This is a genomic window from Paracoccus angustae, assembly GCF_042648745.1.
Lineage (GTDB): Bacteria > Pseudomonadota > Alphaproteobacteria > Rhodobacterales > Rhodobacteraceae > Paracoccus > Paracoccus angustae.
The window spans coordinates 90,064-112,640 of sequence record NZ_JBHRXY010000002.1; the positions used below are offsets into that span (position 1 = coordinate 90,064).

Sequence of the window (22,577 nt, forward strand, 5' to 3'; positions counted from 1 at the left end):
AAACCCAAAGCCTTTAAGCGGCCTTGATGCCCTGGGCGGCGGCCAGAACGGCGTGCAGCGCCACCGGGTCGTCGTTGGCGCGCAATTTCGCGCGCAGGTCCGTGTCGCGCAGGGTGCGGGACACCAGCGCCAGGGCCTTGAGGTGATCGACGCCGCTGGATTCGGGCGCCAGAAGGCCAAAGATCAGATCGACCGGCTGACGGTCCACCGCGTCGAAATCCAGCGGCTTTTCCAGCCGCACGAACAGCCCCACCACGCGGTCCAGCCCGTGCAGGCGCGCATGGGGCAGCGCCACGCCCTGGCCGACGCCGGTGGGACCCAGGCTTTCGCGTTCTTGCAGGGCGTCCAGAACCTCGGTGGCGTTCAGGCCGTATTCTGCATGGGCCAGTTCCGCCAGTTCCTGAAACAGCCGCTTCTTCGAGGTCACCTGACCCAGGGAACGAACCGCGCCGGGTTTGAGGATTTCGGTCAGCAGCATGGCTTTCGTCTTTCCAATGTTCAAGCGCCCCCGCGCAGGATGCCGGGGGCGGTCTGGGTTTTCCGGTCAGGCGTCCTGTCGGGCGGCGTCAGCCGTTCCCGCGCGGGTCGATCCATCCCACATTGCCGTCTTCGCGGCGATGGACGACATTGACGCCCCCGTGCTTTTCGTTCCGGAACACAAGCAGCGGCGTTCCGGCAAGTTCCATCTGCATCACCGCGTCGCCGACCGACAGGGTCGGCACGCGGGTTTCCATTTCCGCGATGATGATCGGTTGCAGGCCGCTGTCCTGCGCTTCCCATTCATCCTCGTCAGCGGCCAGCACATACATGCCCGCCTGGGCGAATTCAACCGGCCCGGTTCGGTCCTTGTGGTGATCCTTCAGGCGGCGCTTGTAGCGGCGAAGCTGCTTGTCCATCTTTTCGCGGCAGGCCTCGAAGGCGGCATAGATCTCGGTGGCGGAACCGCGCGCGGTCACGTTCAGGCCGGTGGACAGATGCACCACGGCGTCGCACAGGAACTGGTGGGCGTCCTTCGAGAAGGTGACCGTGGCATCGGTCGGGCGCTGCGAATACTTGTCGACCGTTTCGCCCAGTTCCGTCTTCACATGCGTCGAAAGCGCATCGCCGATGTCGATCTGTTTTCCGCTGATGGTGTAGCGCATCGTCTTTCCTCTCGATTGCCCGTTCTCGCATGCGCCGGCCCGTTCATAGCAGCCGGCATGCGGCGGAAACGGGGTTGGCGGAATGCGGTTCCTGCCGCACCCGCATGAGTCAATTTGGTGACAGCCGATCGGTTCTGTCAACGGGGCGCACATCCGCGTGAGACGATTTCGCCCAACCCGTCAGTTCAGGCGGAAACCCTCGCCCAGGTACACCTCGCGCACGCGGGCGTCGGCGACGATCTGGTCGGTGCTGCCCGACATCAGGACATGGCCGTCGTGCAGGATATAGGCGCGGTCGACGATGCCCAGGGTTTCGCGCACGTTGTGGTCGGTGATCAGCACGCCGATGCCGCGCGATTTCAGGTCATGGACCAGGCCGCGGATCTCGCCCACGGCGATGGGATCCACGCCTGCGAAGGGTTCGTCCAGCAGCAGAAAGCTGGGATCAGAGGCGAGACAGCGCGCGATCTCGACCCGGCGGCGCTCGCCCCCCGACAGCGCCAGGGCGGGGGCCGCGCGCAGGTGTTCGATGGAAAAGTCGCCCAGCAGCTCCTCAAGCCGGTCGCGGCGGTGGCGGGGATCCTCGTGGACGACCTCAAGGACGGCCATGATGTTCTGCTCCACCGTGAGGCCGCGAAAGATCGACATTTCCTGCGGCAGATAGCCGATGCCCATCCGCGCGCGGCGGAACATCGGCAGGCGGGTGGCGTCCTGGCCGTCGATCAGCACCTGCCCAGCATCGGGCGGCACCAGCCCCGCGATGCAGTAGAAGCAGGTGGTCTTGCCCGACCCGTTCGGACCCAGCAGGGCCACGACCTCGCCCCGCGCCAGATCAACCGAAACATCGCGGATCACCGGCCGGTTGCGGTAAGCCTTGCGCAAGCCCCGGACCTTCAAACCGTCGCCCGTGCGCCCCGCGGCCCCTCGCATCAATTGCCGCCCGGTTGCAGCACCGACCGCACCCGGCCCTGGACCCGCGCGGTGCCCGATCCCAGGTTCACCTCCATGCGGTCGCCGGTCAGCACGTTCTGCCCCTGGGTCAGCACCACGTCGCCCGTCAGCGTGACATTGCCCGATTCCACGTCATAGGTCGCCGCCTGCGCCTCGGCCGCGTCGGCGCCGGACACCAGCGTCACGTTGCCCGTGGCGTCCAGGGACCGGATGCGGTTCCGCCCGCCTTCGGCATAGATCACCCTCACGCGGTCGGCGGACAGCCGCATCTCGCCCTGGCCGATCACGACATTGCCGGTGAAAACCGCGCTGCCGTCGGCCTGGTTCACGGACAGGTCGTCCGCCGCGACCTCGACCGGGGCTTTGATGTCGGCGCGGATTCCCCCAAAGGTCACGTTCTGCGCGACAGCCGGCGGGGCGGCCAGGATCAGGGCTGTCAGCAGAGGGCGCAGCATCGGCATGTCCTTTGGTGGTCAGGGCTGGTATATCAGACGGACATCGCCCGAGAAATTCAAGATCAAAGCATCCTCGCCCTTGCCCGGCGCAAGCTCCATCCGCTGCGCCGAAAGGGTTCCGAAGGGCCCCTCGGCCTTTACCCCGTTCCCGGCGGCGATGCGGGACCGGTCCGTTTCCGCCTCGACGCTGCGGGCGTCCAGAACCCAGCCGGACGAGGTCGTCATGCGCACCCCCCCGTCCAGCCGGATCGCGCCGTCCGCAAGCCCCGCCCGGGGCGCGGTCAGGTCGGCGCGCAAGCCGTCTGGACGCTGCCAGTCCAGCCGCAGGTCCTGCGCTTGGCCGCCGCCCGGGCCAGGGGCGGCCTCGGTGGCGCGCAGGATCAGCCGGGCGCCGTCATCCGTCACGCCCGCGTATTCGGGCGCCACCAGGCGCGGATCGCGGGCCATCGCCTCGGCATCCACATCGGCATAGGGGATCTGCGATTCGCTGTCGCCCCCGCGAGAGAACAGGAACAGCGTGGACAGCATCGCCAAGGCGGCCAGCGGCAGCAGGACGCGCAGCCAGCGAACGATGCGGGTCCGGTTCATCGCCTAGACGATCCCGGCGCGAAGGCAGTCGTGGATATGCAGGATCCCCTGCGGCATCCCCTCCGCCACCGCGAACAGGCAGGTGATCTTGCGGTCCTGCATCTGCGCCAGGGCGGATTCGGCCAGGGCGTCCGGCGCGATCACGCGAGGGTCCGGGGTCATCACCTCGGCCGCGCGGTGATCCAGCAGCCCCTGCATGTGGCGGCGCAGGTCGCCGTCGGTGATGATGCCCGCCAGACGCCCCGCCGCATCGGTCACGCCGGTCACGCCGTAACCCTTCTGGCTGATGACCAGCAGCGCCTCGGTCATGGGCGCATCCTCGGCCACCAGGGGCATGTCGCGGTGCATCAGGTCGGCCACCTTTGTCAACCGCGCGCCCAGCTTGCCGCCAGGATGAAAGGTGCGGAAATGCTCGGGCGTGAACTGCCGGTGCTCCATCAGCGCGACCGCCAGGGCATCGCCCAGGGCCAGCGTCATGGTGGTCGAGGTCGTGGGCACGATGCCGTTGCCGCAGGCCTCGGGCGCGGCGGGCAGCACCAGCGCCACGTCCGCCTGCCGCAGCAGGGTCGATCCGGGCCGCGATGCGACCCCGATCAGCGGAATCTCGAAACGTCGGGTATGGGCGATCAGGTCCGCCAGTTCCGGGGTTTCGCCGCTGTTCGACAGCACCAAGGCCACATCGGCCTGCGTCACCATGCCCAGGTCGCCATGGCTCGCCTCGGCCGGATGAACGAACTGCGCGGGCGTCCCCGTCGAGGCCAGCGTGGCCGCGATCTTGCGCCCGACATGGCCCGACTTGCCCATCCCGGACACGATCACCCGCCCCCGCGCCTGCACGATCAGATCGACCGCACGGGAGAAATCCCCGTTCAAGCCCTCGGCCAGGACCGCAAGCCCTTGCGCCTCGGTCAGAATCACCTTTCGCGCCGTCTCCAGATAGTCGCTCACGCTGCTGCCTTCACCTTTGTCCAAATATCCTCGGGGGGTCCGGGGGGCGAAGCGCCCCCGGCTTGCCCGCCTAATGCTGGAAGATGTCGTTTTCATTTCCCCAGCCCAGCAGGTCCAGATGCGCGCGGGCGGGCAGAAAGTCGAAACAGGCCTGCGCCAGGCCCATGCGGTTTTCCCGCCGCAGCCGTTCCTCCAGCGCATCCTTCAGCCTGTGCAGGTGCAGCACGTCGGATGCCGCGTATTCCAGCTGCGCATCCGTCAGATCCGCGGCCCCCCAGTCGCTGGTCTGCTGCTGCTTGCTGACATCGACGCCCACCAGTTCGTTCAGCAGGTATTTCAGCCCGTGCCGGTCGGTATAGGTGCGCACCAGCTTCGAGGCGATCTTGGTGCACCAGACGGGCGCGGTCACGACGCCAAAGGCGTTTTCCAGCGCGGCGATGTCGAAGCGGCCGAAATGGAACAGCTTCAGCACCTTGGGGTCGGTCAGCATCCGGCACAGATTCGGCGCCTCGGTCTGGCCGCGCTCGATCTGGACCAGATGGGCGTCCCCGTCGCCCAAGGACAGCTGCACCAGGCACAGCCGGTCGCGGCGCGGATCAAGGCCCATCGTTTCGGTGTCGATGGCCACCACCGGGCCAAGAACCAGACCTTCGGGAAGGTCGTTGGGATAAAGATGTATGCTCATCGCGATTGTACGTCCGGGCCAAGCTGCGCTGGCGCCTCTCTCACCAGAAAGCGGCGCGGCATTCCAGTCTTATTCGCTTGAACCGGGCCAAAGCGGCAGAATGGCCGGGGGGATCCCCCCGGCCCGATCGGGGCGTCAGGACGATTGCGCGGCCTCGACGGCCATCATGCAGGCATCCTCGTCCCCTGCGGCAAGCGCGTCGCGCGCGGCCTGGATATGGGCCTCGCGGGCCGAGGGATCGGCGCCGGCGGACCCGGCCGCCTGTTCGGCCGCGGTCGGCTGGCCTTCCTGTTGGGCCTGGGCATCGGCCCCCGACATCGCCACGCCCGGCTGCTGGCCACCCGCGGCTTCCAGGGGCGTGTGGGAACCGTCCTTGGCGATCCCCTCATTCCCCTCGGCCGCGGCGGTGTCCGTGGCCGCAGCGCCCGATGCCGCCCCGCTCGACGAGGCGGTGTCCGTAGCCGCAGCGCCTGATGCCGCCCCGCCCGACGAGGCGGTGTCCGTGACCGCCGCGCCCGATGCCGCGCTGTCGGTCGATGCCGCGCTGTCGGTCGGGGCCGCGCTGTCGGTCGGGGCCGCGCTGTCGGTCGGGGCCGCGCTGGTCATGCCTGCCGCCTCCGCCGTGTCCGCGGCCTGCGAAGCCGCCGCATCCGCGCCCGCCGCGGCATCCGGGGCGCTTTCCAGCGGCGCCAGCGATCCGTCCTTGGAAATGCCCTCGGCCGCGGCGCCGCCTTCGGTCAGCCGCGCCAGTTCGGCGGCGCAGTCGGCCTGGGCGGAAACGGTTGTCAGCGCCAGAAAGGCCGCGCCGACAAGCCCTGTGGATATGGGTTTCATCTGATCCTCCCGGATGATGTGAGCGCCTTCCCCTTGCGGCGCATGGCCCGAAACGCATCGCCGTCGGCAATGTTCCCTATCCGGCAGGCCCCATGACTTAAGTCATGGGGCGCAAGGCCCGCCAGGCCGCCATGAAGTCCCGCGCCCGCTGCCCGGTCGTTGCCGCATCCTGCCCGGGCCTGTAGAGCGCCGATCCCAGTCCGAACCCGTCCGCCCCGGCCTGGACATAGTCCGCCATGGCGGCCGGGCCGATGCCCCCCACCGGCAGCAGACGCGCCCCGCGCGGCAGAACCGCGCGCATGGCCTTGACGGCGGCGGGGGGAATCATCTCGGCCGGAAACAGCTTCAGCGCGGCGGCCCCGGCCTCCAGTGCCGCAAAGGCCTCGCTGACGGTGCCCACGCCGGGGCAATAGGCCAGGGACAGCCGCCGGGCCTCGGCGGCGACGCGGGGGTCGAAGTTCGGGGCGATAACGATGCGGCCCCCGGCATCGGCCACGGCGCGCACCTGATCGGGGGTCAGGACGGTGCCCGCTCCGACGATCGCATCAGGGGCTGCGGCAACCATGCGCCCGATGCTGTCCAGCGGATCGGGCGAGTTCAGCGGCACCTCCAGGACCGTGAAGCCCGCGCCGGTCAGGGCGGCGGCGGTATCGGCGGCCTCGTCGGGGCGCAGGCCCCGCAGGATGGCGATCAGCGGATTGGCGGCGAAGGCCGTGTCGAAGTCGATCATAACAGTTTCCCCATTCGGGCGATTTCCCAAAGCCCTCGCCGCGCCATGCCCGGAGGCGCGATCCGCGCGTCGATGCCCAGCACCGCGAAGGCCGTCCGATAGCGCAGCGCCAGATCGCCCCGCCCGATGATCGTGACCGGCCCGGCGGCGGCGCGCGCGCCCTGGGCGACCTCGTCCCCGATCAGCAGGCCTGACAGGTAATCCGCGATGTCCCCGGGGGCCAGCCGGTTCATCAGGGCCAGCGTTCGGGCGCTGAAGATGCGTCCCAGCAGCGCCCCGTCCTGCCGACCGGCCTCGACCCCGCGGCGGAAGGCATCGGCGCTGCCCGCGCCCGGCCGGATCAACCGGCCCAGGATGGTGTGGTCGCGCAAGGCCGCGAAGACCTCGCCGGTCATCACGGTGCGAAAGGCGGTCAGCTGGCCGCCCCCCGCCTGCGCCCATTTGCTGTGGGTGCCGGGCAGAACGAACAGGCCGTCCGTGCCGCCACCCGCCAGATGGCCGATGATCTCGGTTTCTTCGCCGCGCATCACGTCGGGGGCGGGGCCGTCGGGGCCGCTGACGGCTCCGGTGACGAAGTGGATGCCCTGGTGCAGGGTCAGGCTGGCGGCCAGGGCGCGCGCATCCAGCGGCAGGGGCAGATAGGGCGTCTCGACCCAGCCGTTGCGGCTGGTGATCATGCCGGACGCGATGATCGGCGCGGCTCCCAGCCAAGGGCCGATGCTGTCGTCGATCGCCTGCCGGAAGCCGCCCGGCAAGGCGGCCGCCGCCAGGATGCCGGGGCCGTCCTCGACGGTTTCCAGAACCTCGCCCCCCGCGCCCATGCGCCAGGCCCGAAAGGACGTGGTGCCCCAGTCGATGCCGATCAGCGCGGTCATCGGGAAAACCTGTAGGCCGTGCGGTGGCGGTAAACCTGCCCGGGGCGCAGGATCGCATCCGGGAAATCCGGCCGGTTCGGCGCGTCGGGCCAGCCCTGGGTTTCCAGCGCCACGCCCGCAAAGCGGCCGTAGCGGCGTCCATCCAGCCCCGCCACCCCGTCGAAATGCGCGCCGTCATAAACCTGCAAGCCCGGCTGGTCGGTCTCGATCCCCATGCGGATGCCCGATCGCCCGGTCAGCTCGGCCACCACGCGAGGCGCGGCGGGACCGTCCGACAGGCAGAAGTTGTGGTCGTATTCCCCCGGCATGATCGCGCGCGCCTGCCGGAAATCGAAGCGCGTGCCCGCCACCGGCGCGGTTCCCGGCAGCGGGATCAGGTCGTCGTCCACGGGCAGATAGCGGTCCGCCGCGACGCGCAGCCGGTGCCCGCGCACATCGCCCCCGCCGTCGAGGTCGAAATACCCGTGATGCGCCAGGTTGCAGGGCGTCGCGGCGTCGCTCCGGGCCGACAGATCGAAGATCAGCGCGCCGTCCCGCAGGGCGATGCCGGCGCGGACGGTCAGGGTGCCCGGAAAGCCCATGTCCCCATCGGGCAGCACCAGCAAGAAGGCCGCGCGGTCGTCCCGCGCCTCCTCCACGGTCCACAGATGCCAGAACGTTCCCCGCGATCCGCCGTGCAGGGTGTGGCGGTCCCGGAAATTCGCATCGGTGCGGTATTCCCGCCCGTCCAGCGCGAACCGCGCCCCCCCGATGCGATTGGCGAAGCGGCCCACCACGGCACCCATGTAAAGCCCGTCGCCCAGATAGTCCGCCGGGTCGGGGCAGCCCAGGACCAGGGGATGATCCACCCCCTCCATCCGCAGGTCCTGCACGGTCGCGCCCAGGGTCAAGACCTGCGCCGTCAACCCGCCGCCGCGCAGCGTCAGGCGATCCATGCGGCGACCATCGGGAAGCGTCCAGATCACAGGATCACCCGGGGCTCGGGCAATCCGGCCAGGCCGGTGTCCAGCAGATAGGTCATGCCCTGCGCCTCGTCGGGATCCTCGATCCCGTCCAGGGCGGTTGTCACCAGAAGCTGCGACAGGCCCGGGCCGCCGAAGGCCGGGCAGGACGAATGCTGCCCGCCGACCTTCCATTCATGGGTCCGCTTGCCGTCGGGATCGAACCGCATCACCGCCCCCTGCCCCCAGATAGCGCAGCAGAACCCGCCGTCCGCGTCGATCACCGCGCCGTCGGGCGACCAGCCTTGGGCGGAAAGATCCAGAAACACCCGCGGTTCGCCCGCCGGCCAGCCATCCGCGTCCAGCCCCTGCCGCCAGACGATGCCGCGGTCGGTGTCGGAATAATGGACCGTCCGCCCGTCCGGCGAAAAGCAGATCGAGTTCGGGATGGTGATGGGATCCACCAGCTTGCGGACCTCGCCGCGGCAGAACCGATAAACCGCCCCCGACCCGGCTTCGCCGTTCCGCCCCATGGTGCCGAACCAGAACCCCCCCTGCCGGTCGGCGCGCCCGTCGTTGGACCGGGTGGCGGGGTTCTCGGCCTCGACCGCCGCCACTTCGGTCAGCGACCCGTCCGCCAGCGACAAAACCGCCAGCCCCGTCTCGGTCGCGACCAGCAGCCGGTCCCGGTCGATCCAGCCCGCGGCCGAGGCCATGCGGTCGAGGCGCCATTCGACGGGCCTGCCATCGTCCTGCGACAGCAGACGCCTGCCCAGGATGTCGAACCAGAAGAACTGCCGGCGCTCGGGATGCCAGAAGGCGCCCTCGCCCAGCCGGCATTGACGGGTGTCGTGGATCATCGTGCCCCCTTGGCAAGCCGCATCTGCGACAGTTTCAGCAGTCCCTTTTGCAGAAGGATGAAGGCCAGCAAAAGGATCCCGATGACGATCTTGGTCCACCAGGACGACAGGCTGCCGTCGAAAACGATATAGGTCTGGATCAATCCCATGGTCAGCACCCCCACAAGCGTGCCGAACATGTAGCCCGCGCCTCCGGTCAGCAGCGTGCCGCCGATCACCACGGCGGCGATGGCGGTCAGTTCCGTCCCCACCGCCGCCAGCGAATAGCCCGATCCGGTGTAGATCGAAAACACGATCCCCGCCAATCCGGCCATGGCGCCGGAAAAGGCGTAAACCAGCACCGTGGTGCGGCCCTGGCGCACGCCCATCAGCCGCGCTGCGGCCTCGCCCCCGCCCAGGGCATAGACCGACGCGCCGAAGCGCGTCTTGTGCGCGACGATCATGCCAAGGGCGAAGGTCAGCACCATCACGACGCCGATCAGCGTCAGCCGCCCCTTGCCGGGCATCAGCCAATAGGCCCCTTGCAGCGCCTGGTAGAACGGATGCTGGATGGGAACCGAGTCGATCGACAGGATATAGGCCGCCCCCCGCGCCAGGAACATGCCCGCCAGCGTGACGATAAAGGCGGGCATGGCCAGCCGGTCGATCAGAAAGCCCATGCCCGCGCCGAAGGCGGTGGTCAGCGCCAGCAGCAGAACGAAGACCGCCAGCGGATGCAGCCCGGTGTCGCGCAGCAGGACCGCGATGAAGACGCCGGAAAAGGCGATCACCGATCCCACCGACAGGTCGATGCCCCCCGACAGGATCACCAGGGTCATGCCGACCGCGACGATGCCCAGATAGGCGTTGTCCGTCAGCAGGTTGCCCGCGACCCGCGTGGACAGGATGTTCGGGAATTGCAGCCAGAAGACCGCATAGGCCAGCAGGAAGATCCCGATCGTGACATACAGCGGCAGCGCGCGGGTGTTCATGCCTGCCCCTGCTGCGTGGCCTCGCGCTGCGCGCGGTGGCTGTCGCGCCACAGCCGCCATTCGGCGCCGATGCGCGGCGATTGCAGGACCAGGATCGTCAGGACCAGCCCGGCCTTGATGATCAGGTTGTATTCGGACGGAAAGCCGATCAGGCGGATGCCGATGCTGATGGTGGTGATGATCAGCGCGCCGATCACCGATGCGGCGATGGAAAACCGCCCGCCCAGCAGCGAATTGCCGCCGATCACCACGGCCAGGATCGCGTCCAGCTCCAGCCACAGCCCGGCATTGTTGGCGTCCGCCCCGCGGATGTCGGCGGTGACGATCAGCCCGGCAAGGGCGGCGCAAAGACCCGAGGCCGCATAAACCGCCATCAGCAGCACGGCGGCATCGACCCCGGCCAGGGTGCTGGCGCGGCGGTTGACGCCGACGGCCTCGACCAGCAGGCCAAGCGCGGTGCGGCGCATCAGGACCGCAACGGCGACGGCGGTGGCGATCCAGATCGCCGTCGGGACCGGCAGACCCGCGACCGTGCCCGACCCGATCCAGCCGAAACCGGGATCGGTAAAGGTGAGGATCCGGCCTTCGGTGATCAGCTGCGCCACGCCGCGGCCCATGGTCATCAGGATCAGCGTGGCGACAAAGGGCTGGATGCCGACAATGGCGACAAGCGCGCCGTTCCACAGGCCCGCAAGCACGCCCGCCCCAAGCGCCAGGATCAGCGCGGCGGGCAAGCCCCACCCGGCGGCCACGGCCGCTGCCGCGACCGCGCCGCAGATCGCCATGATCGTGCCGACCGACAGGTCGATGCCGCGCGTGGCGATGACCAGAGTCATGCCGACGGCCAGAAGGGCCACGGGGGCGGACCGCTTCAGCACGTCGATGACCGGCCCGACCAGGCGGCCATCGTTCATCTGGATGTTCAGAAAGCCCGGATAAAGGACCGTGACCACCGCGACCAGGGCGGCAAGGGCGATCAGTTGCGGGGCAAGGCGCTTCAGCATCCCGATCATGCGGCCTCCGTCGCGGCGATGGCCTGCATGATGCGGCGGGGCGCGATCTCCTCTCCCGCCAGTTCGGCCACATGGCGGCGGTCGCGCAGCACGATCACGCGGTCGGACACGGCGATCAGCTCGTCGATCTCGCTGCTGATGACCAGCAGCGACATGCCCTGTTCCGTCAGCTGGCGGATCAGCCGGACGATTTCCGCATGGGCCCCCACGTCGATGCCGCGCGTGGGTTCGTCCAGGATCAGGAAGCGGGGGTTCATCGCCAGCCAGCGGGCCAGAACCACCTTTTGCTGATTGCCGCCCGACAACTCGCCGACGCGCTTGTCCCGGCCCGCCGTGCGGATGTCCAGCCGCTTGACATAGTCGTCGGCCAGCCGGTTCTGCTCGGCTCGCGCAATGGGCCGCGCCCAGCCTCGCCGGGCCTGAAGGCCCAGGATGATGTTTTCGCGCACCGAAAGGTCGGCCACGATGCCGTCGGTCTTGCGCTCTTCGGGAACAAGGCCGAAGCCCGCCGCGATGGCCGCGCGCGGGCTGCGCAGGTCCAGCGGACCGTTCCGGTCGCGCGCCGCGCCCGAATGGGCGCCCAGCAGGCCGAACAGCAGTTCGGCGGTCTCGGTCCGGCCCGATCCCAGCAGGCCGGCCAGGCCCACGGTCTCGCCCTGCCCCACGGCCAGGTCGAAAGGCTCGATCACGCCGCGACGGCCCAGGCCGCGGAAATCGAGCATCGGCGGGCGGGAACCGCGCGCCGGAACCCGATGGCCGGCCGAGGCCTCCAACTCGCGGCCCAGCATGTGTTCGATCAGCCGCACGCGGTCCAGGCTGGCGGTTCCGGCGGTGACGATCCTGCGGCCGTTGCGCAGAACCGTCACCCGGTCGGTCAGATCGAACACCTGGTCCAGGAAATGCGACACGAAGACGATGCCCAGACCGCGTTCCCGCAGCCTTCGCACCACGTCGAAGACCATCCGCACCTCGGCCGCGTCGAGGCTGGCGGTCGGCTCGTCCAGGATCAGCACCTTGCCCGACAGGGCGACCGCGCGCGCGATGGCGATGATCTGCTGGATGGCGACGGAACAGGTGCCAAGATCGCGGTCCACGTCCAGCGACAGCCCGTATTCGGACAGCATTGCACGGGCCTGGCGGCGCATCGCGCGGCCGTCGATCAGGCCCCAGCGGCGCGGTTCGCGCCCGAACAGCAGATTCTGCGCGACGGTCAGGTTCGGCAGCAGGTTCACTTCCTGGTACACGGTGCCGATGCCCAGTTCCTGCGCATGGGCGGTGGAACGGGGGTCGATGGGGGCGCCGTCCAGCGTCACCGTGCCGCCGTTGCGGCGATAGGCGCCCGTCAGGCACTTGATCAGCGTGGACTTGCCCGCGCCGTTCTCGCCCAGCAGGGCATGGACCTCGCCCGCGCGCAGGTCGAAGTCCACCGCGTCCAGCGCGCGGGTGCCCGGAAATGTCTTGGTCAGCGACCGGATGGACAGCAGCATGACGCCCCCTTCGTCACGGAAGCCGGGCCGCGAAACGGCCCGGCACCGGATCAGTAGCCCAGGCCCTTGCGGCGCTCGTATTCGCCCGCCGGATCGTCGGCCTGCGTGAACAGCCTCGATTCGGTCTGGATGAACTTTTCGGGCATGGTGCCGTCGGCCCAGTAGGCCGCCAGCGCGTCAAAGGCGGGACCGGCCATGTTCGGCGTCAGTTCCACCGTGGCGTTCGCCTCGCCGTTGGCCATGGCCTGGAACAGGTCCGGCACGCCGTCGATGGACACGACCAGGATGTCGCTGCCCGGCTTCAGCCCGGCCTCCTTGATGGCCTGGATCGCGCCCACGGCCATGTCGTCGTTGTGGGCATAAAGCGCGCAGATGTCCTTGCCGCCGTTTTCGGCCTGAAGAAAGCTTTCCATCACCTCCTTGCCCAGGGCGCGGGTGAAATCGCCGGTCTGGCTGCGCACGATGGACAGGTTCGGGTGGTCCTTGATGGCGTTTTCGAAGCCGGTCTTGCGGTCGATGGCGGGGCTTGATCCGGTGGTGCCCTGCAATTCCACGATGCGGCATTCGCGGTCGCCGACCTCTTGGGCCAGCCATTCGCCCGCGACCTCGCCCTCGTGGACCAGGTTCGATCCCACGGCGGTCAGATACAGGTCGTCGGAACTGTCCACCTGCCGGTCCAGCAGGACAACGGGGATCTCGGCCTCCTTGGCTTCTTGGAGGACGGAATCCCAGCCGGTGGCGACAACCGGGGCCAGCAGGATCGCGTCAACGCCCTGCGCGATGAAGGACCGGATCGCGGCGATCTGGTTTTCCTGCTTCTGCTGCGCGTCCGAGAACTGCAACTGAATGCCGCGCTCCTCGGCCTGCTGCCGGGTCAGCGTGGTTTCCGCCGCGCGCCAGCCGGATTCAGATCCGATCTGCGCGAATCCGACGGTTTCGCCTTCGGCCTGGGCGCCGGTGGCGGCCAGCGCCAGAAACGCCGCCGTGCCCAGCAGGGTCTTGATGGTCATGGTTCTTCCTCCCTTTCGAATGAACGGGGCCGATCCTCCACCGGCCGATCGGTGCGGGGCGCTAGAAGCCCCGCAAATCCTCGGGCAACAGCGCCTCGGGGATGTTCTGGTAGCAGACCGGGCGCAGGAAGCGGCGGATCGCCATGGTTCCCACGCTGGTCGCGCCGAAATTGGTGGATGCGGGATAAGGGCCGCCATGAACCATGGCATCGGCCACTTCGACCCCGGTGGGCCAGCCGTTCGCCAGGATGCGGCCCGCCTTGCGTTCCAGGACCGGCATCAGGCGGCGGGCCAGTTCCATGTCGCCGTCGTCCAGGTGCAGGGTGGCGGTCAGCTGGCCTTCCATCGCGCAGGCCACGTCCAGCATCTGGTCCTCGCCCGTGACGGTGACGATCACGCCAAGCGGGCCGAACACCTCCTCGGCCAGGGTGTGGTCGCGCAGGAACTCCTCGGCCGTGGTCTTGTAGACGGCGGGCAGGGCATTGCGGCCCTGGCTTTCGCCTTCGAAGACCGGCGTCGCCACCCCCGCCGCGCGGTTGGCGCCGGCGCGATAGGCCTCGGCGATGCCGTCGGACAACATCGTCTGCGGCCCGATCTTCGCCAGGGCATCGCCCGCCGCCTTGGCGAAGGCCTCGGCCAGCACGCCCTTGGGCATCACGATCAGGCCCGGATTGGTGCAGAACTGGCCCGCGCCCATGGTCAGGCTGCCCGCCCAGCCTTCGGCCAGCCTGGCCCCGCGCGCGGCCAGGGCCTGCGGCAGGACGAAGCCGGGATTGATGCTGCCGAGTTCGCCGAAGAAGGGGATCGGCTCGGGGCGGGCGGCGCACAGGTCGAACAGCGCGCGTCCCCCCCGCAGGCTGCCGGTGAAGCCCACGGCCTTGATCAGAGGATGCTGCACCAGCGCCGCGCCGACATGGTGCGTGTGGCCGTGGATGAAGTTGAAGACGCCGGCGGGCATTCCGGTGGCCTGAACGGCGGCATGGACGGCCTCGGCCACGATCTCGCCCGTGGCGGGATGGGCGGGGTGGCCCTTGACGACGACCGGACAGCCCGCCGCCAGGGCGGAGGCGGTGTCCCCGCCCGCCGTGGAAAAGGCCAGCGGAAAGTTCGACGCGCCGAACACCCCCACCGGGCCGACGGGCCGCTGGATCAGCCGCAGGTCGGGGCGCGGCACGGGCTGGCGGTCGGGCAGCGCGGGATCGTGGCGGCGGTCCAGGTAATCGCCCTTGCGGATGTGATCCGCGAACAGCCGCAACTGGCCGGTGGTGCGGCCCCGTTCGCCGTCGAGCCGCGCTTCGGGCAGGCCGGTTTCGGCCGTCCCGGTGGCGGTGATCGCCTCGGCCCGCGCCTCGATTTCATCGGCGATGGTGTCCAGAAAGCGCGCCCGGTCTTCGCGGCTGGTGACGCCAAAGGCGGCAAAGGCATCCTCGGCGGCTTGCGCCGCGCGGTTGACCAGATCGACCGTGCCCGCGCTGAACTCGTGCGCCGTGCCTTGGGCGGGGGCGGACCGGAAGGTCCCCTCGCCCGTCAGCCATTCGCCTGCGATCAGATGTTTGCCGTGCGGGGTGAAGGTCATCGTCATGTCCTCAGAAATGAAAGTCCGCGACGGTGTTCCGCCGCCCGAGGGTGAAGGCATCGGCCACAAGCACCATGGGCGCAAGGTCCGCGTCCGACTGTCCGCCGCGCACCAGGTCCGCCATGCGGGCGTAAAGCGCGGGGTATTCGCCCATGATGTCGTCGGCGCCCCGCACATGCCGGCCGCCGATTTCCAGCCGGTTGCCGCCCATGCGCAGCGCCATCGGCCCGGCCCCGGTCTGGAACTCCATGTCCCAGGTCTGCGTGCCTTGCTGGCGGAAGTCGAAATCCGCGCTGATCGCCTGGCTGAACTGAAGGCGCGCGGCGATCGGGGCCTGCCGGTTCGCCGGAACATCCAGGTCGGCGGACAGCAGCCGCACCGGGTCGGGCAGGATGGCGGTGAGGATCGACAGGGCGTTGATGCCGGGGTCGAAGACGCCCATGCCACCCGCCTCGAAAATCCAGTCCTGCCCGGGATGCCATTTGCGCACGTCCTCGCGCCAGGTGATCCGGCCTTCGTGGACGGTCTTGCCCGCCAGCCAGTCGCGCGCGGCGGCCACGGCCAGCGCCATGCGCGAATGCCAGGTGGCATAGATCGTGACGCCTTGTCGTTCGGCCAGATCGCACAGCGCATGAACCTCGGCCAGGGTCGCGCCGGGGGGCTTTTCCAGCATCAGGTGGCGGCCCGCGCGCAGCACGGCTTCGGCCACGGCATAGCGCGGAACGGGCGGCAGGCACAGGCTGACCGCGCCGATGTCGGGCCGCGCGTCCAGCATGGCGGCGATGCCGGTGAAGGCCTCGACGCCTTCCACGGTGCCGTGGCGGCTGACGGTCGCGGCCAGTTCCCAGTCGGGGCTGGCCTCCAGCGCGGGAACGTGCTGGTCCAGCGCAATCTTCCCGATGCCGACAAGCGCGATCTTCATCAGTGGCTGTCCCTTCCGACCGGATTGCCCCGGCAGCCTTTCAGGAAGTCCAGATCCGCGCCGGTGTCCGCGCCTTCCACATGGGCCTGGTGCAGCCAGGCATAGCCGCCGGTCGGAACCTCGTGCGTGGGGCGCCACGCGGCCAGGCGCGCGGCCAGTTCCGCTTCGGGGATGTCCAGGTGCAGCCGCCGGTTCGGCACGTCCAGTTCGATGAAATCGCCGTCGCGGACCACGGCCAGGGGGCCGCCCGCCGCCGCCTCGGGACTGGTGTGCAGGACCACCGTGCCATAGGCCGTGCCCGACATGCGGGCGTCGGAGATCCGCACCATGTCGGTGATGCCCCGGCGCAGCACCTTGGGCGGCAGGCCCATGTTGCCCACCTCGGCCATGCCGGGATAGCCCTTGGGGCCGCAGTTCTTCATCACCATCACGCAGGTCTCGTCGATGTCGAGATCCTCGTCGTTGATGCGGGCCTTGTAGTCGTCGATGTCCTCGAACACGACCGCGCGGCCGCGATGGACCAGCAGATGCGGGCTGGCGGCCGACGGCTTCAGCACCGCCCCCCTGGGCGCAAGGTTGCCGCGCAGCACCGCGATGCCGCCCTGGGCCATCAGCGGGCGGTCGGCGGGCAGGATCACGTCCTCGTTCCAGTTCACGGCGTCCTTGACCTCGGACCAGATCGTGCCGCCGCTGACGGTCAGCGCGTCCTTGTGCAGCAGCCCGGCGTCGCCCAGCCGTTTCAGCACGACCGGCAACCCGCCCGCGTAAAAGAACTCCTCCATCAGGTATTGCCCCGACGGCATCAGGTTCACGATGGTGGACACGTCGCGGCCGCAGCGGTCCCAGTCGTCCAGGGTGATGTCTACGCCCACCCGGCCCGCGATGGCCAGCAGGTGGATCACGGCGTTGGTTGACCCGCCGATGGCGCCGTTTGTGCGGATGGCGTTCTCGAACGCCTCGCGGGTCAGGATGTCGGACGGTTTCAGGTCGTCCTTGACCATCTGCACGATCCTGCGGCCCGACAGTTGCGCCATGACGCGGCGGCGGCTGTCAACGGCAGGGATCGCGGCATTGCCCGACAGCGCCATGCCAAGCGCCTCGGCCATCGACGCCATGGTCGAGGCCGTGCCCATGGTGTTGCAGGTGCCGGTGGAGCGGGACATCGAGGCCTCGGCCTCCAGGAATTCCTCCTGCGTCATCTCTCCGGCCTTCACGGCTTCGGAGAATTTCCACAGATGCGTGCCCGACCCGACCCGCTCGCCCCGGAAGTATCCGTTCAGCATCGGCCCGCCGGTGACGACGATGGACGGAATGTCGGTCGAGGCCGCGCCCATCAAGAGCGACGGCGTGGTCTTGTCGCAGCCGACCAGCAGCACCGCGCCGTCGATGGGCTGGCCGCGCATGGTTTCCTCGACCGCCAAGGCAGCAAGGTTGCGGAACATCATCGCGGTCGGGCGGAAGGTGTTTTCGGACGCCGAGAACACCGGAACCTCGACCGGAAAGCCGCCCGCCTCCCACACGCCCGCCTTCACCTTTTCGGCCAGTTCGCGCAGGTGGCCGTTGCAGGGCGTCAGATCCGCCCAGGTGTTCAGGATGCCGATCACCGGGCGGCCGTCGAACAGGTCGTGGGGCCAGCCCTGGTTCTTCATCCAGCCGCGATGATAGATCGTGTCGCGCGAGGTGCCCCCATACCAATGCTGGGAACGGAGCTGGCGGGGCCAGGGGGCGGGTTTGAAGGTCATGGCAGCCTCTAGAGAGTGGCGACGGCGACAGGGGTTTCGCCGTTCCGCTGGTCGAGCGGGTTCGAAAGCGGCAGTCCGAAAGCCGGGGATTCGATCTGGAACACGTCGCCCGCCTGCACCTTGATGCCGTCGGCGAATGACAGGGTGGCGGTGCCGAAGAAATGCACGTGCACATCGCCCGGCTGGCGGAACAGGGCGTATTTGAAATGGTGATGTTCCAGGTTCGCCAGGGAATGCGACATGTTGGATTCGCCCGACAGGAAGGGCTTTTCCCAGATCGCGCGGCCGCCCCGCAGGATGCGGCTGGTGCCCTCGACATGCGGGGGCAGATCGCCCACCAGCATCTCGGGGCCGTAGCTGGCGGGCCGCAGCTTGGAATGGGCCAGCCACAGGTAGTTACCACGTTCGGTCACGTGGTCCGAGAATTCGTTGGCCAGCGCGAAGCCCAGGCGGAAGGGCGTGCCGTCCGGGCCGATCAGGTAAAGGCCCGCGATCTCGGGCTCCTCGCCCGCGTCCAGCGCGAAGCCAGGGGACACCAGCGCCCCGCCGGGGGCGACCGCGTTGACGCCGTTGCCCTTGTAGAACCATTCGGGCTGCACGCCGACCGACCCGCCCTGGGGCTTGCCGCCTTCCAGGCCCATGCGGAACATCTTCATGCTGTCGGTCAGCGATTCCGCGTCCGATTTGGCGTGCATCGAATTGCGCGTGGCGGCGCTGCCCAGATGCGTCAGCCCGGTGCCGGTCAGGTGCAGATGCGCCGGGTCGTCGTGATCCAGCGGCAGCAGGACGCGCCCGTCCGCCAGGGCGGCGGCCAGATCCACCGCCTCGCCCTGCCCGCGCGCCTTGACCTCATCGGCCAACCTGCGGCCGGCGGCGATGGCGGCCTGCGCCAGGTCGCGGGTGGATGCCGCGCCGGGCACGATCCAGGCCCTGTCGCCAGTCCGCGCGGCGACAGCCCGGTCCCCGCCGGGGCTTTTCAGTTGCGACAGAAACATGGCTCAGCCTTGCTTGTTCTTGTTGTAAACGTCGAAAATCACGGCGGCGAGCAGCACCAGCCCCTTGATGACCTGCTGGTAGTCGATGCCGATGCCCATGATCGACATGCCGTTGTTCATCACGCCCATGATCAGCGCGCCGACCACGACCCCGATGATGCGTCCCGATCCCCCCGCCATCGAGGCGCCGCCGATGAACACCGCCGCGATCACATCCAGTTCGAAGCCCACGCCCGCCTTGGGCGTGGCGCTGTTCAGGCGCGCGGTGACGATCATCCCCGCCAGCGAGGCCAGCACGCCCATGTTGACAAAGGTGAAGAACACCAGCCGCTCGGTCTTGATGCCCGACAGCTTCGCCGCCTTCTCGTTTCCGCCCAGGGCATAGATGCGCCGCCCGGTTGTCGTGCTTTCCGTGAAGAACGCATACAGCACGATCAGCACCGACATGATCAAGAGCACGTTCGGCAGGCCCCGGAAGCTGGCCAGCTTCCAGCCCACGAACAGCAGCGCGATCACCACCACCGCGTTGCGCGCCCAGAAGAAGCCCGAGGGTTCGGGGGCGATGCCGAACTCGGCCTCGCGCGCGCGGCCCCGGATGCCCGCCCAGACGATGGCGGCGGCGGCCACGGCGACCAGGATCAGCGCGGTGTAGTTCGGCTTGTCCGCCCCGAACAGGTCGGGGATGAAGCCGGTGGACAGCGCCTGGAACGAGCGTTCGAACGGGCCGATGTTCTGGCCGCCCAGCAGCCACAGCGTCAGGCCCCGGAACACCAGCATCCCCGCCAGCGTCACGATAAAGGACGGGATGCGCCAATAAGCGATCCAGTAGCCCTGCGCGGCGCCGATCACCCCGCCCACAACCAGCACCATGGGGATCACCAGCAGCACCGGCAGGTCGTATTGAACCAGCAGCATGGACGCCACCGCCCCGGTGAAGGCCGCGACGGACCCCACCGACAGGTCGATATGGCCCGCGACGATCACCAGCAGCATCCCCAAGGCCATGATGATGACGTAGCTGTTTTGCAGGAACAGGTTGGTGATGTTCTGCGCCGACAGGAAATCCACGCCCTGAACGGCGCGCACGATGATGAAGAAGAACAGGACGATGGCGATCAGCGCCAGCATCATCCCGTTCTCGCGCAGGTGGCTGCCCAGATGGGCGCCGATGCCCGTCGCGGCGGGCTTGTTGGTCTCGGCGGTGCTCATGCGGCCTCCCCCTTCATTCCGTCTTGCAGGATCAGGGCCATGATCCGTTCCTGGCTGGCCTCGGCGCGGGTCAGTTCGCCGGCGATCCGGCCCTCGTTCATGACATAGATGCGGTCGCACATGCCCAGCAGCTCGGGCATCTCGGAACTGATCATCACGACGCCGTGGCCCTGCCCCGCCAGTTCGTTCATGATGTTGTAGATCTCGAACTTGGCGCCCACGTCGATGCCGCGCGTGGGTTCGTCCAGGATCAGCACCTTGGGGTCGGTGAACAGCCACTTGGACAGCACCACCTTCTGCTGGTTGCCGCCCGACAGGTTCACGACCCGCTGGAACACCGTGGGCGTGCGGATGTTCATGGCCTTGCGGTATCGCTCGGCCACCTGCTGTTCGCGGCCCCGCGACAGCACCGCGCCCTTGGCGATGCCTTCAAGGTTGGCCAGCGAGATGTTGCGCAGGATCGGCTCGTCCAGGATCAGGCCCAGGGCCTTGCGGTCCTCGGTGACGTAGGCCAGGCCGGCGTCAATGGCCTTGGACACGGTGGACAGGTCGGGCCTGGCGCCCGCCAGGCTCACCTCGCCCTTGATGTCGCGGCCATAGGAGCGGCCGAACAGGCTCATGGCGAATTCGGTGCGACCCGACCCCATCAGGCCCGCGATGCCCACGATCTCGCCCTTGCGCACGGACAGCGACACGTCTCGGATCACCTGGCGCGGCTGGTCGGGGTGCATCACGGACCAGTTGCGCACCTCCATCAGCACCTCGCCGATCTTCGGCGCGCGGTCGGGATAGCGATGCGCCATGTCGCGGCCCACCATGTCGCGGATGATGCGGTCCTCGGTGATCTCGCTGCGGTCCAGGGTGGATACGGTGGACCCGTCGCGGATCACCGTCACGCGGTCGGCGACGCGGCGGATCTCGTTCAGCTTGTGGCTGATGATGATCTGGGTGACGCCCTGGCTTTTCAGTTCCAGCATCAGGTCCAACAGCTTCTGGCTGTCGTTTTCCTGAAGCGCGGCGGTGGGTTCGTCCAGGATCAGCAGGCGCACGTTCTTGGCCAGCGCCTTGGCGATCTCGACCAGCTGCTGCTTGCCCACGCCCAGCTTTTCGACCCTGGTGGTCGGCGCCTCGGTCAGGCCGACCTTTTTCAGCAGCGCCTCGGTCTTCTGATAGGCCAGCGGCCAGTTGATCACGCCGCCGGTGGCGACCTCGTTGCCCAGAAACAGGTTCTCGGCCACCGACAACAGCGGCACCAGCGCCAGTTCCTGATGGATGATGACGATGCCCGCGTGTTCGCTGTCGCGGATGTCGCGGAACCGGGCGGGCTTGCCGTCGTAAAGGATCTCGCCGTCGTAGCTGCCATGGGGATAGACGCCCGACAGCACCTTCATCAGCGTCGATTTGCCCGCGCCGTTCTCGCCGCAGATGGCGTGGATCTCGCCTTCCCGGACCGACAGGTTCACGTTGCTCAGCGCCTTGACGCCGGGAAAGGTCTTGGTGATGCCCTGCATCTCGAGGATGGCCGTCATCGCGTTCCTCCCTTCGGAACGCGGCCCCGGGCAGCGCCGGGGCCGCGACGCATCACTTCAGCTGGTCTTCGGTGTAATAGCCCGAATCGACCAGAACCTCGCGCCAGTTCTCCTTTGTGACCGGCACCGGCTCCAGCAGATAGGACGGGACCACCTTGACGCCGTTGTCATAGGTTTCGGTGTCGTTGATCTCGGGCTCGGTCCCTTTCAGGACGGCATCCACCATGCCGACCGTCACGCGGGCCAGTTCGCGGGTATCCTTGAAGATGGTGGAATACTGCTCGCCCGCCTCGATGGATTTCACCGACTGCACCTCGGCGTCCTGGCCGGTGACGATGGGCATCTGCATGTCGCCCGACCCGTAGCCCACGCCCTTCAGCGACGACAGGATGCCGATCGACAGCCCGTCATAGGGCGACAGCACCCCGTGGACCTGCTTGTCGGCATAGTTCGAGGACAGCAGGTTGTCCATCCGCGCCTGCGCCACGGCCGGATCCCATCGCAGCGTGCCAACCGTTTCCATGCCGGTCTGGCCCGACCCGATCACGATGGAGCCGTCGTCGATCAGCGGCTGGATCACCGACATCGCCCCGTCATAGAAGAAGAAGGCATTGTTGTCGTCGGGGCTGCCGCCGAACAGTTCGACGTTCCAGGGCTTCGCGTCGGGGAAGCGTTCCTTCAAGCCGTCCACCAGCGTGGTCGCCTGCTGGACGCCGACCTTGAAGTTGTCGAAGGTCGCGTAATAGTCCACATGTTCCGACCCGCGGATCAGCCGGTCATAGGCGATCACCTTGATGTCGGCGGCGGCGGCGTTTTCCAGCGCGTTCGACAGGGTGGTGCCGTCGATGGCGGCGATCACCAGGACGTTCACGCCCTTGGTGATCATGTTCTCGACCTGGGCCAGCTGGTTCGGAATGTCGTCCTCGGCATATTGCAGGTCGGTCTCGTAGCCGGCTTCCTGCAATTGCTTGACCATGTTGTTGCCGTCGTCGATCCAGCGGGCCGAGGATTTCGTGGGCATCGCGATGCCGATGGTTTCGGCCATGGCGCCGGTCGCCAGCCAGGAAACCCCGATCGCCAGCGCGACCGCAGCGGTTCTGAACTTCATCTGTAT

The 22,577-nt window shown here is 68.4% G+C and carries 23 protein-coding genes; all 23 read right to left on the reverse strand.

Features of this window, described 5'->3' with window-relative positions; translation table 11 throughout:
* Window positions 1-13 precede the first annotated feature (13 nt).
* On the reverse strand, window positions 14-478 hold the full coding sequence (locus ACFOM8_RS03495; protein ID WP_377759355.1) for a PTS sugar transporter subunit IIA: 465 nt from the start codon (window positions 476-478) through the stop codon (window positions 14-16).
* An 88-nt stretch (window positions 479-566) separates the two neighbouring features.
* Complete coding sequence (gene hpf / locus ACFOM8_RS03500) at window positions 567-1,142, reverse strand: ribosome hibernation-promoting factor, HPF/YfiA family (RefSeq protein ID WP_377759357.1); 576 nt, start codon at window positions 1,140-1,142, stop codon at window positions 567-569.
* Between the two features lie 180 nt (window positions 1,143-1,322).
* A complete protein-coding gene (gene lptB / locus ACFOM8_RS03505) occupies window positions 1,323-2,072 on the reverse strand; it encodes an LPS export ABC transporter ATP-binding protein (protein WP_377759359.1) in 750 nt (249 codons plus the stop codon).
* The gene (gene lptA / locus ACFOM8_RS03510) at window positions 2,072-2,548 is read right to left on the reverse strand and encodes a lipopolysaccharide transport periplasmic protein LptA (protein WP_377759360.1); all 477 of its coding nucleotides are present in this window, start codon (window positions 2,546-2,548) and stop codon (window positions 2,072-2,074) included. Before lptA ends, lptB begins: the two co-directional genes overlap by 1 nt.
* An 18-nt stretch (window positions 2,549-2,566) precedes the next feature.
* Window positions 2,567-3,136, reverse strand: a complete 570-nt coding sequence (locus tag ACFOM8_RS03515; RefSeq protein ID WP_377759362.1) for a hypothetical protein — start codon at window positions 3,134-3,136, stop codon at window positions 2,567-2,569.
* A gap of 3 nt (window positions 3,137-3,139) precedes the next feature.
* On the reverse strand, window positions 3,140-4,084 hold the full coding sequence (locus ACFOM8_RS03520) for a KpsF/GutQ family sugar-phosphate isomerase (protein WP_377759363.1): 945 nt from the start codon (window positions 4,082-4,084) through the stop codon (window positions 3,140-3,142).
* Window positions 4,085-4,154: 70 nt separating this feature from the next.
* Window positions 4,155-4,769, reverse strand: coding sequence for a ribonuclease D (locus ACFOM8_RS03525; protein ID WP_377759365.1), 615 nt, complete (start codon window positions 4,767-4,769; stop codon window positions 4,155-4,157).
* A 135-nt stretch (window positions 4,770-4,904) separates the two neighbouring features.
* Window positions 4,905-5,603: a hypothetical protein gene (locus ACFOM8_RS03530; protein WP_377759367.1), complete on the reverse strand. Its 699-nt coding sequence runs from the start codon at window positions 5,601-5,603 to the stop codon at window positions 4,905-4,907.
* A 97-nt stretch (window positions 5,604-5,700) separates the two neighbouring features.
* A complete protein-coding gene (locus ACFOM8_RS03535) occupies window positions 5,701-6,333 on the reverse strand; it encodes a 2-dehydro-3-deoxy-6-phosphogalactonate aldolase (RefSeq protein WP_377759369.1) in 633 nt (210 codons plus the stop codon).
* A complete protein-coding gene (locus tag ACFOM8_RS03540) occupies window positions 6,330-7,208 on the reverse strand; it encodes a 2-dehydro-3-deoxygalactonokinase (protein ID WP_377759371.1) in 879 nt (292 codons plus the stop codon). Before ACFOM8_RS03540 ends, ACFOM8_RS03535 begins: the two co-directional genes overlap by 4 nt.
* Entirely contained in the window at window positions 7,205-8,173 is a 969-nt protein-coding gene (locus ACFOM8_RS03545; RefSeq protein WP_377759372.1) for an aldose epimerase family protein, read from the reverse strand. The genes ACFOM8_RS03540 and ACFOM8_RS03545 overlap by 4 nt, the downstream gene beginning before the upstream one ends.
* Window positions 8,170-9,009, reverse strand: a complete 840-nt coding sequence (locus ACFOM8_RS03550) for an SMP-30/gluconolactonase/LRE family protein (RefSeq protein ID WP_377759374.1) — start codon at window positions 9,007-9,009, stop codon at window positions 8,170-8,172. The genes ACFOM8_RS03545 and ACFOM8_RS03550 overlap by 4 nt, the downstream gene beginning before the upstream one ends.
* Window positions 9,006-9,980 (reverse strand): galactofuranose ABC transporter, permease protein YjfF, encoded by a 975-nt coding sequence (yjfF, locus tag ACFOM8_RS03555; protein WP_377759376.1) that lies wholly within the window; start codon window positions 9,978-9,980, stop codon window positions 9,006-9,008. The genes ACFOM8_RS03550 and yjfF overlap by 4 nt, the downstream gene beginning before the upstream one ends.
* Window positions 9,977-10,993: an ABC transporter permease gene (locus ACFOM8_RS03560; RefSeq protein WP_377759378.1), complete on the reverse strand. Its 1,017-nt coding sequence runs from the start codon at window positions 10,991-10,993 to the stop codon at window positions 9,977-9,979. The genes yjfF and ACFOM8_RS03560 overlap by 4 nt, the downstream gene beginning before the upstream one ends.
* Window positions 10,990-12,480, reverse strand: a complete 1,491-nt coding sequence (locus ACFOM8_RS03565; RefSeq protein WP_377759380.1) for a sugar ABC transporter ATP-binding protein — start codon at window positions 12,478-12,480, stop codon at window positions 10,990-10,992. The genes ACFOM8_RS03560 and ACFOM8_RS03565 overlap by 4 nt, the downstream gene beginning before the upstream one ends.
* Before the next feature lie 50 nt (window positions 12,481-12,530).
* Window positions 12,531-13,490, reverse strand: a complete 960-nt coding sequence (gene ytfQ / locus ACFOM8_RS03570; protein WP_377759382.1) for a galactofuranose ABC transporter, galactofuranose-binding protein YtfQ — start codon at window positions 13,488-13,490, stop codon at window positions 12,531-12,533.
* 61 nt (window positions 13,491-13,551) lie between these two features.
* A complete protein-coding gene (locus tag ACFOM8_RS03575) occupies window positions 13,552-15,066 on the reverse strand; it encodes an aldehyde dehydrogenase (NADP(+)) (protein ID WP_377759384.1) in 1,515 nt (504 codons plus the stop codon).
* A gap of 10 nt (window positions 15,067-15,076) precedes the next feature.
* Window positions 15,077-15,988: a Gfo/Idh/MocA family protein gene (locus tag ACFOM8_RS03580; RefSeq protein ID WP_377759386.1), complete on the reverse strand. Its 912-nt coding sequence runs from the start codon at window positions 15,986-15,988 to the stop codon at window positions 15,077-15,079.
* Window positions 15,988-17,730: an L-arabinonate dehydratase gene (gene araD, locus ACFOM8_RS03585; protein WP_377759387.1), complete on the reverse strand. Its 1,743-nt coding sequence runs from the start codon at window positions 17,728-17,730 to the stop codon at window positions 15,988-15,990. Before araD ends, ACFOM8_RS03580 begins: the two co-directional genes overlap by 1 nt.
* 8 nt (window positions 17,731-17,738) lie before the next feature.
* On the reverse strand, window positions 17,739-18,725 hold the full coding sequence (araD1, locus tag ACFOM8_RS03590) for an AraD1 family protein (protein WP_377759389.1): 987 nt from the start codon (window positions 18,723-18,725) through the stop codon (window positions 17,739-17,741).
* A gap of 3 nt (window positions 18,726-18,728) precedes the next feature.
* Window positions 18,729-19,934 (reverse strand): multiple monosaccharide ABC transporter permease, encoded by a 1,206-nt coding sequence (gene mmsB / locus ACFOM8_RS03595; RefSeq protein ID WP_377759390.1) that lies wholly within the window; start codon window positions 19,932-19,934, stop codon window positions 18,729-18,731.
* Complete coding sequence (mmsA, locus tag ACFOM8_RS03600) at window positions 19,931-21,463, reverse strand: multiple monosaccharide ABC transporter ATP-binding protein (RefSeq protein WP_377759392.1); 1,533 nt, start codon at window positions 21,461-21,463, stop codon at window positions 19,931-19,933. The genes mmsB and mmsA overlap by 4 nt, the downstream gene beginning before the upstream one ends.
* A 52-nt stretch (window positions 21,464-21,515) precedes the next feature.
* Window positions 21,516-22,571, reverse strand: coding sequence for a multiple monosaccharide ABC transporter substrate-binding protein (gene chvE, locus ACFOM8_RS03605; protein ID WP_377759393.1), 1,056 nt, complete (start codon window positions 22,569-22,571; stop codon window positions 21,516-21,518).
* Window positions 22,572-22,577: the final 6 nt, after the last annotated feature.

Excerpts from the sequence above, each read along its gene's own strand:
- ACFOM8_RS03540 (WP_377759371.1), bottom strand. The coding sequence starts at position 7,208 with ATGACCGCGCTGATCGGCATCGACTGGGGCACCACGTCCTTTCGGGCC.
- ACFOM8_RS03580 (WP_377759386.1), bottom strand. The coding sequence starts at position 15,988 with ATGAAGATCGCGCTTGTCGGCATCGGGAAGATTGCGCTGGACCAGCAC.
- ACFOM8_RS03530 (WP_377759367.1), bottom strand. The coding sequence starts at position 5,603 with ATGAAACCCATATCCACAGGGCTTGTCGGCGCGGCCTTTCTGGCGCTG.
- ACFOM8_RS03515 (WP_377759362.1), bottom strand. The coding sequence starts at position 3,136 with ATGAACCGGACCCGCATCGTTCGCTGGCTGCGCGTCCTGCTGCCGCTG.
- ACFOM8_RS03565 (WP_377759380.1), bottom strand. The coding sequence starts at position 12,480 with ATGCTGCTGTCCATCCGGTCGCTGACCAAGACATTTCCGGGCACCCGC.
- araD (WP_377759387.1), bottom strand. The coding sequence starts at position 17,730 with ATGACCTTCAAACCCGCCCCCTGGCCCCGCCAGCTCCGTTCCCAGCAT.
- chvE (WP_377759393.1), bottom strand. The coding sequence starts at position 22,571 with ATGAAGTTCAGAACCGCTGCGGTCGCGCTGGCGATCGGGGTTTCCTGG.
- ACFOM8_RS03550 (WP_377759374.1), bottom strand. The coding sequence starts at position 9,009 with ATGATCCACGACACCCGTCAATGCCGGCTGGGCGAGGGCGCCTTCTGG.
- ACFOM8_RS03535 (WP_377759369.1), bottom strand. The coding sequence starts at position 6,333 with ATGATCGACTTCGACACGGCCTTCGCCGCCAATCCGCTGATCGCCATC.
- mmsA (WP_377759392.1), bottom strand. The coding sequence starts at position 21,463 with ATGACGGCCATCCTCGAGATGCAGGGCATCACCAAGACCTTTCCCGGC.
- lptA (WP_377759360.1), bottom strand. The coding sequence starts at position 2,548 with ATGCTGCGCCCTCTGCTGACAGCCCTGATCCTGGCCGCCCCGCCGGCT.
- yjfF (WP_377759376.1), bottom strand. The coding sequence starts at position 9,980 with ATGAACACCCGCGCGCTGCCGCTGTATGTCACGATCGGGATCTTCCTG.
- mmsB (WP_377759390.1), bottom strand. The coding sequence starts at position 19,934 with ATGAGCACCGCCGAGACCAACAAGCCCGCCGCGACGGGCATCGGCGCC.
- ytfQ (WP_377759382.1), bottom strand. The coding sequence starts at position 13,490 with ATGACCATCAAGACCCTGCTGGGCACGGCGGCGTTTCTGGCGCTGGCC.
- ACFOM8_RS03575 (WP_377759384.1), bottom strand. The coding sequence starts at position 15,066 with ATGACCTTCACCCCGCACGGCAAACATCTGATCGCAGGCGAATGGCTG.
- ACFOM8_RS03495 (WP_377759355.1), bottom strand. The coding sequence starts at position 478 with ATGCTGCTGACCGAAATCCTCAAACCCGGCGCGGTTCGTTCCCTGGGT.
- araD1 (WP_377759389.1), bottom strand. The coding sequence starts at position 18,725 with ATGTTTCTGTCGCAACTGAAAAGCCCCGGCGGGGACCGGGCTGTCGCC.
- hpf (WP_377759357.1), bottom strand. The coding sequence starts at position 1,142 with ATGCGCTACACCATCAGCGGAAAACAGATCGACATCGGCGATGCGCTT.
- ACFOM8_RS03560 (WP_377759378.1), bottom strand. The coding sequence starts at position 10,993 with ATGATCGGGATGCTGAAGCGCCTTGCCCCGCAACTGATCGCCCTTGCC.
- ACFOM8_RS03525 (WP_377759365.1), bottom strand. The coding sequence starts at position 4,769 with ATGAGCATACATCTTTATCCCAACGACCTTCCCGAAGGTCTGGTTCTT.
- lptB (WP_377759359.1), bottom strand. The coding sequence starts at position 2,072 with ATGCGAGGGGCCGCGGGGCGCACGGGCGACGGTTTGAAGGTCCGGGGC.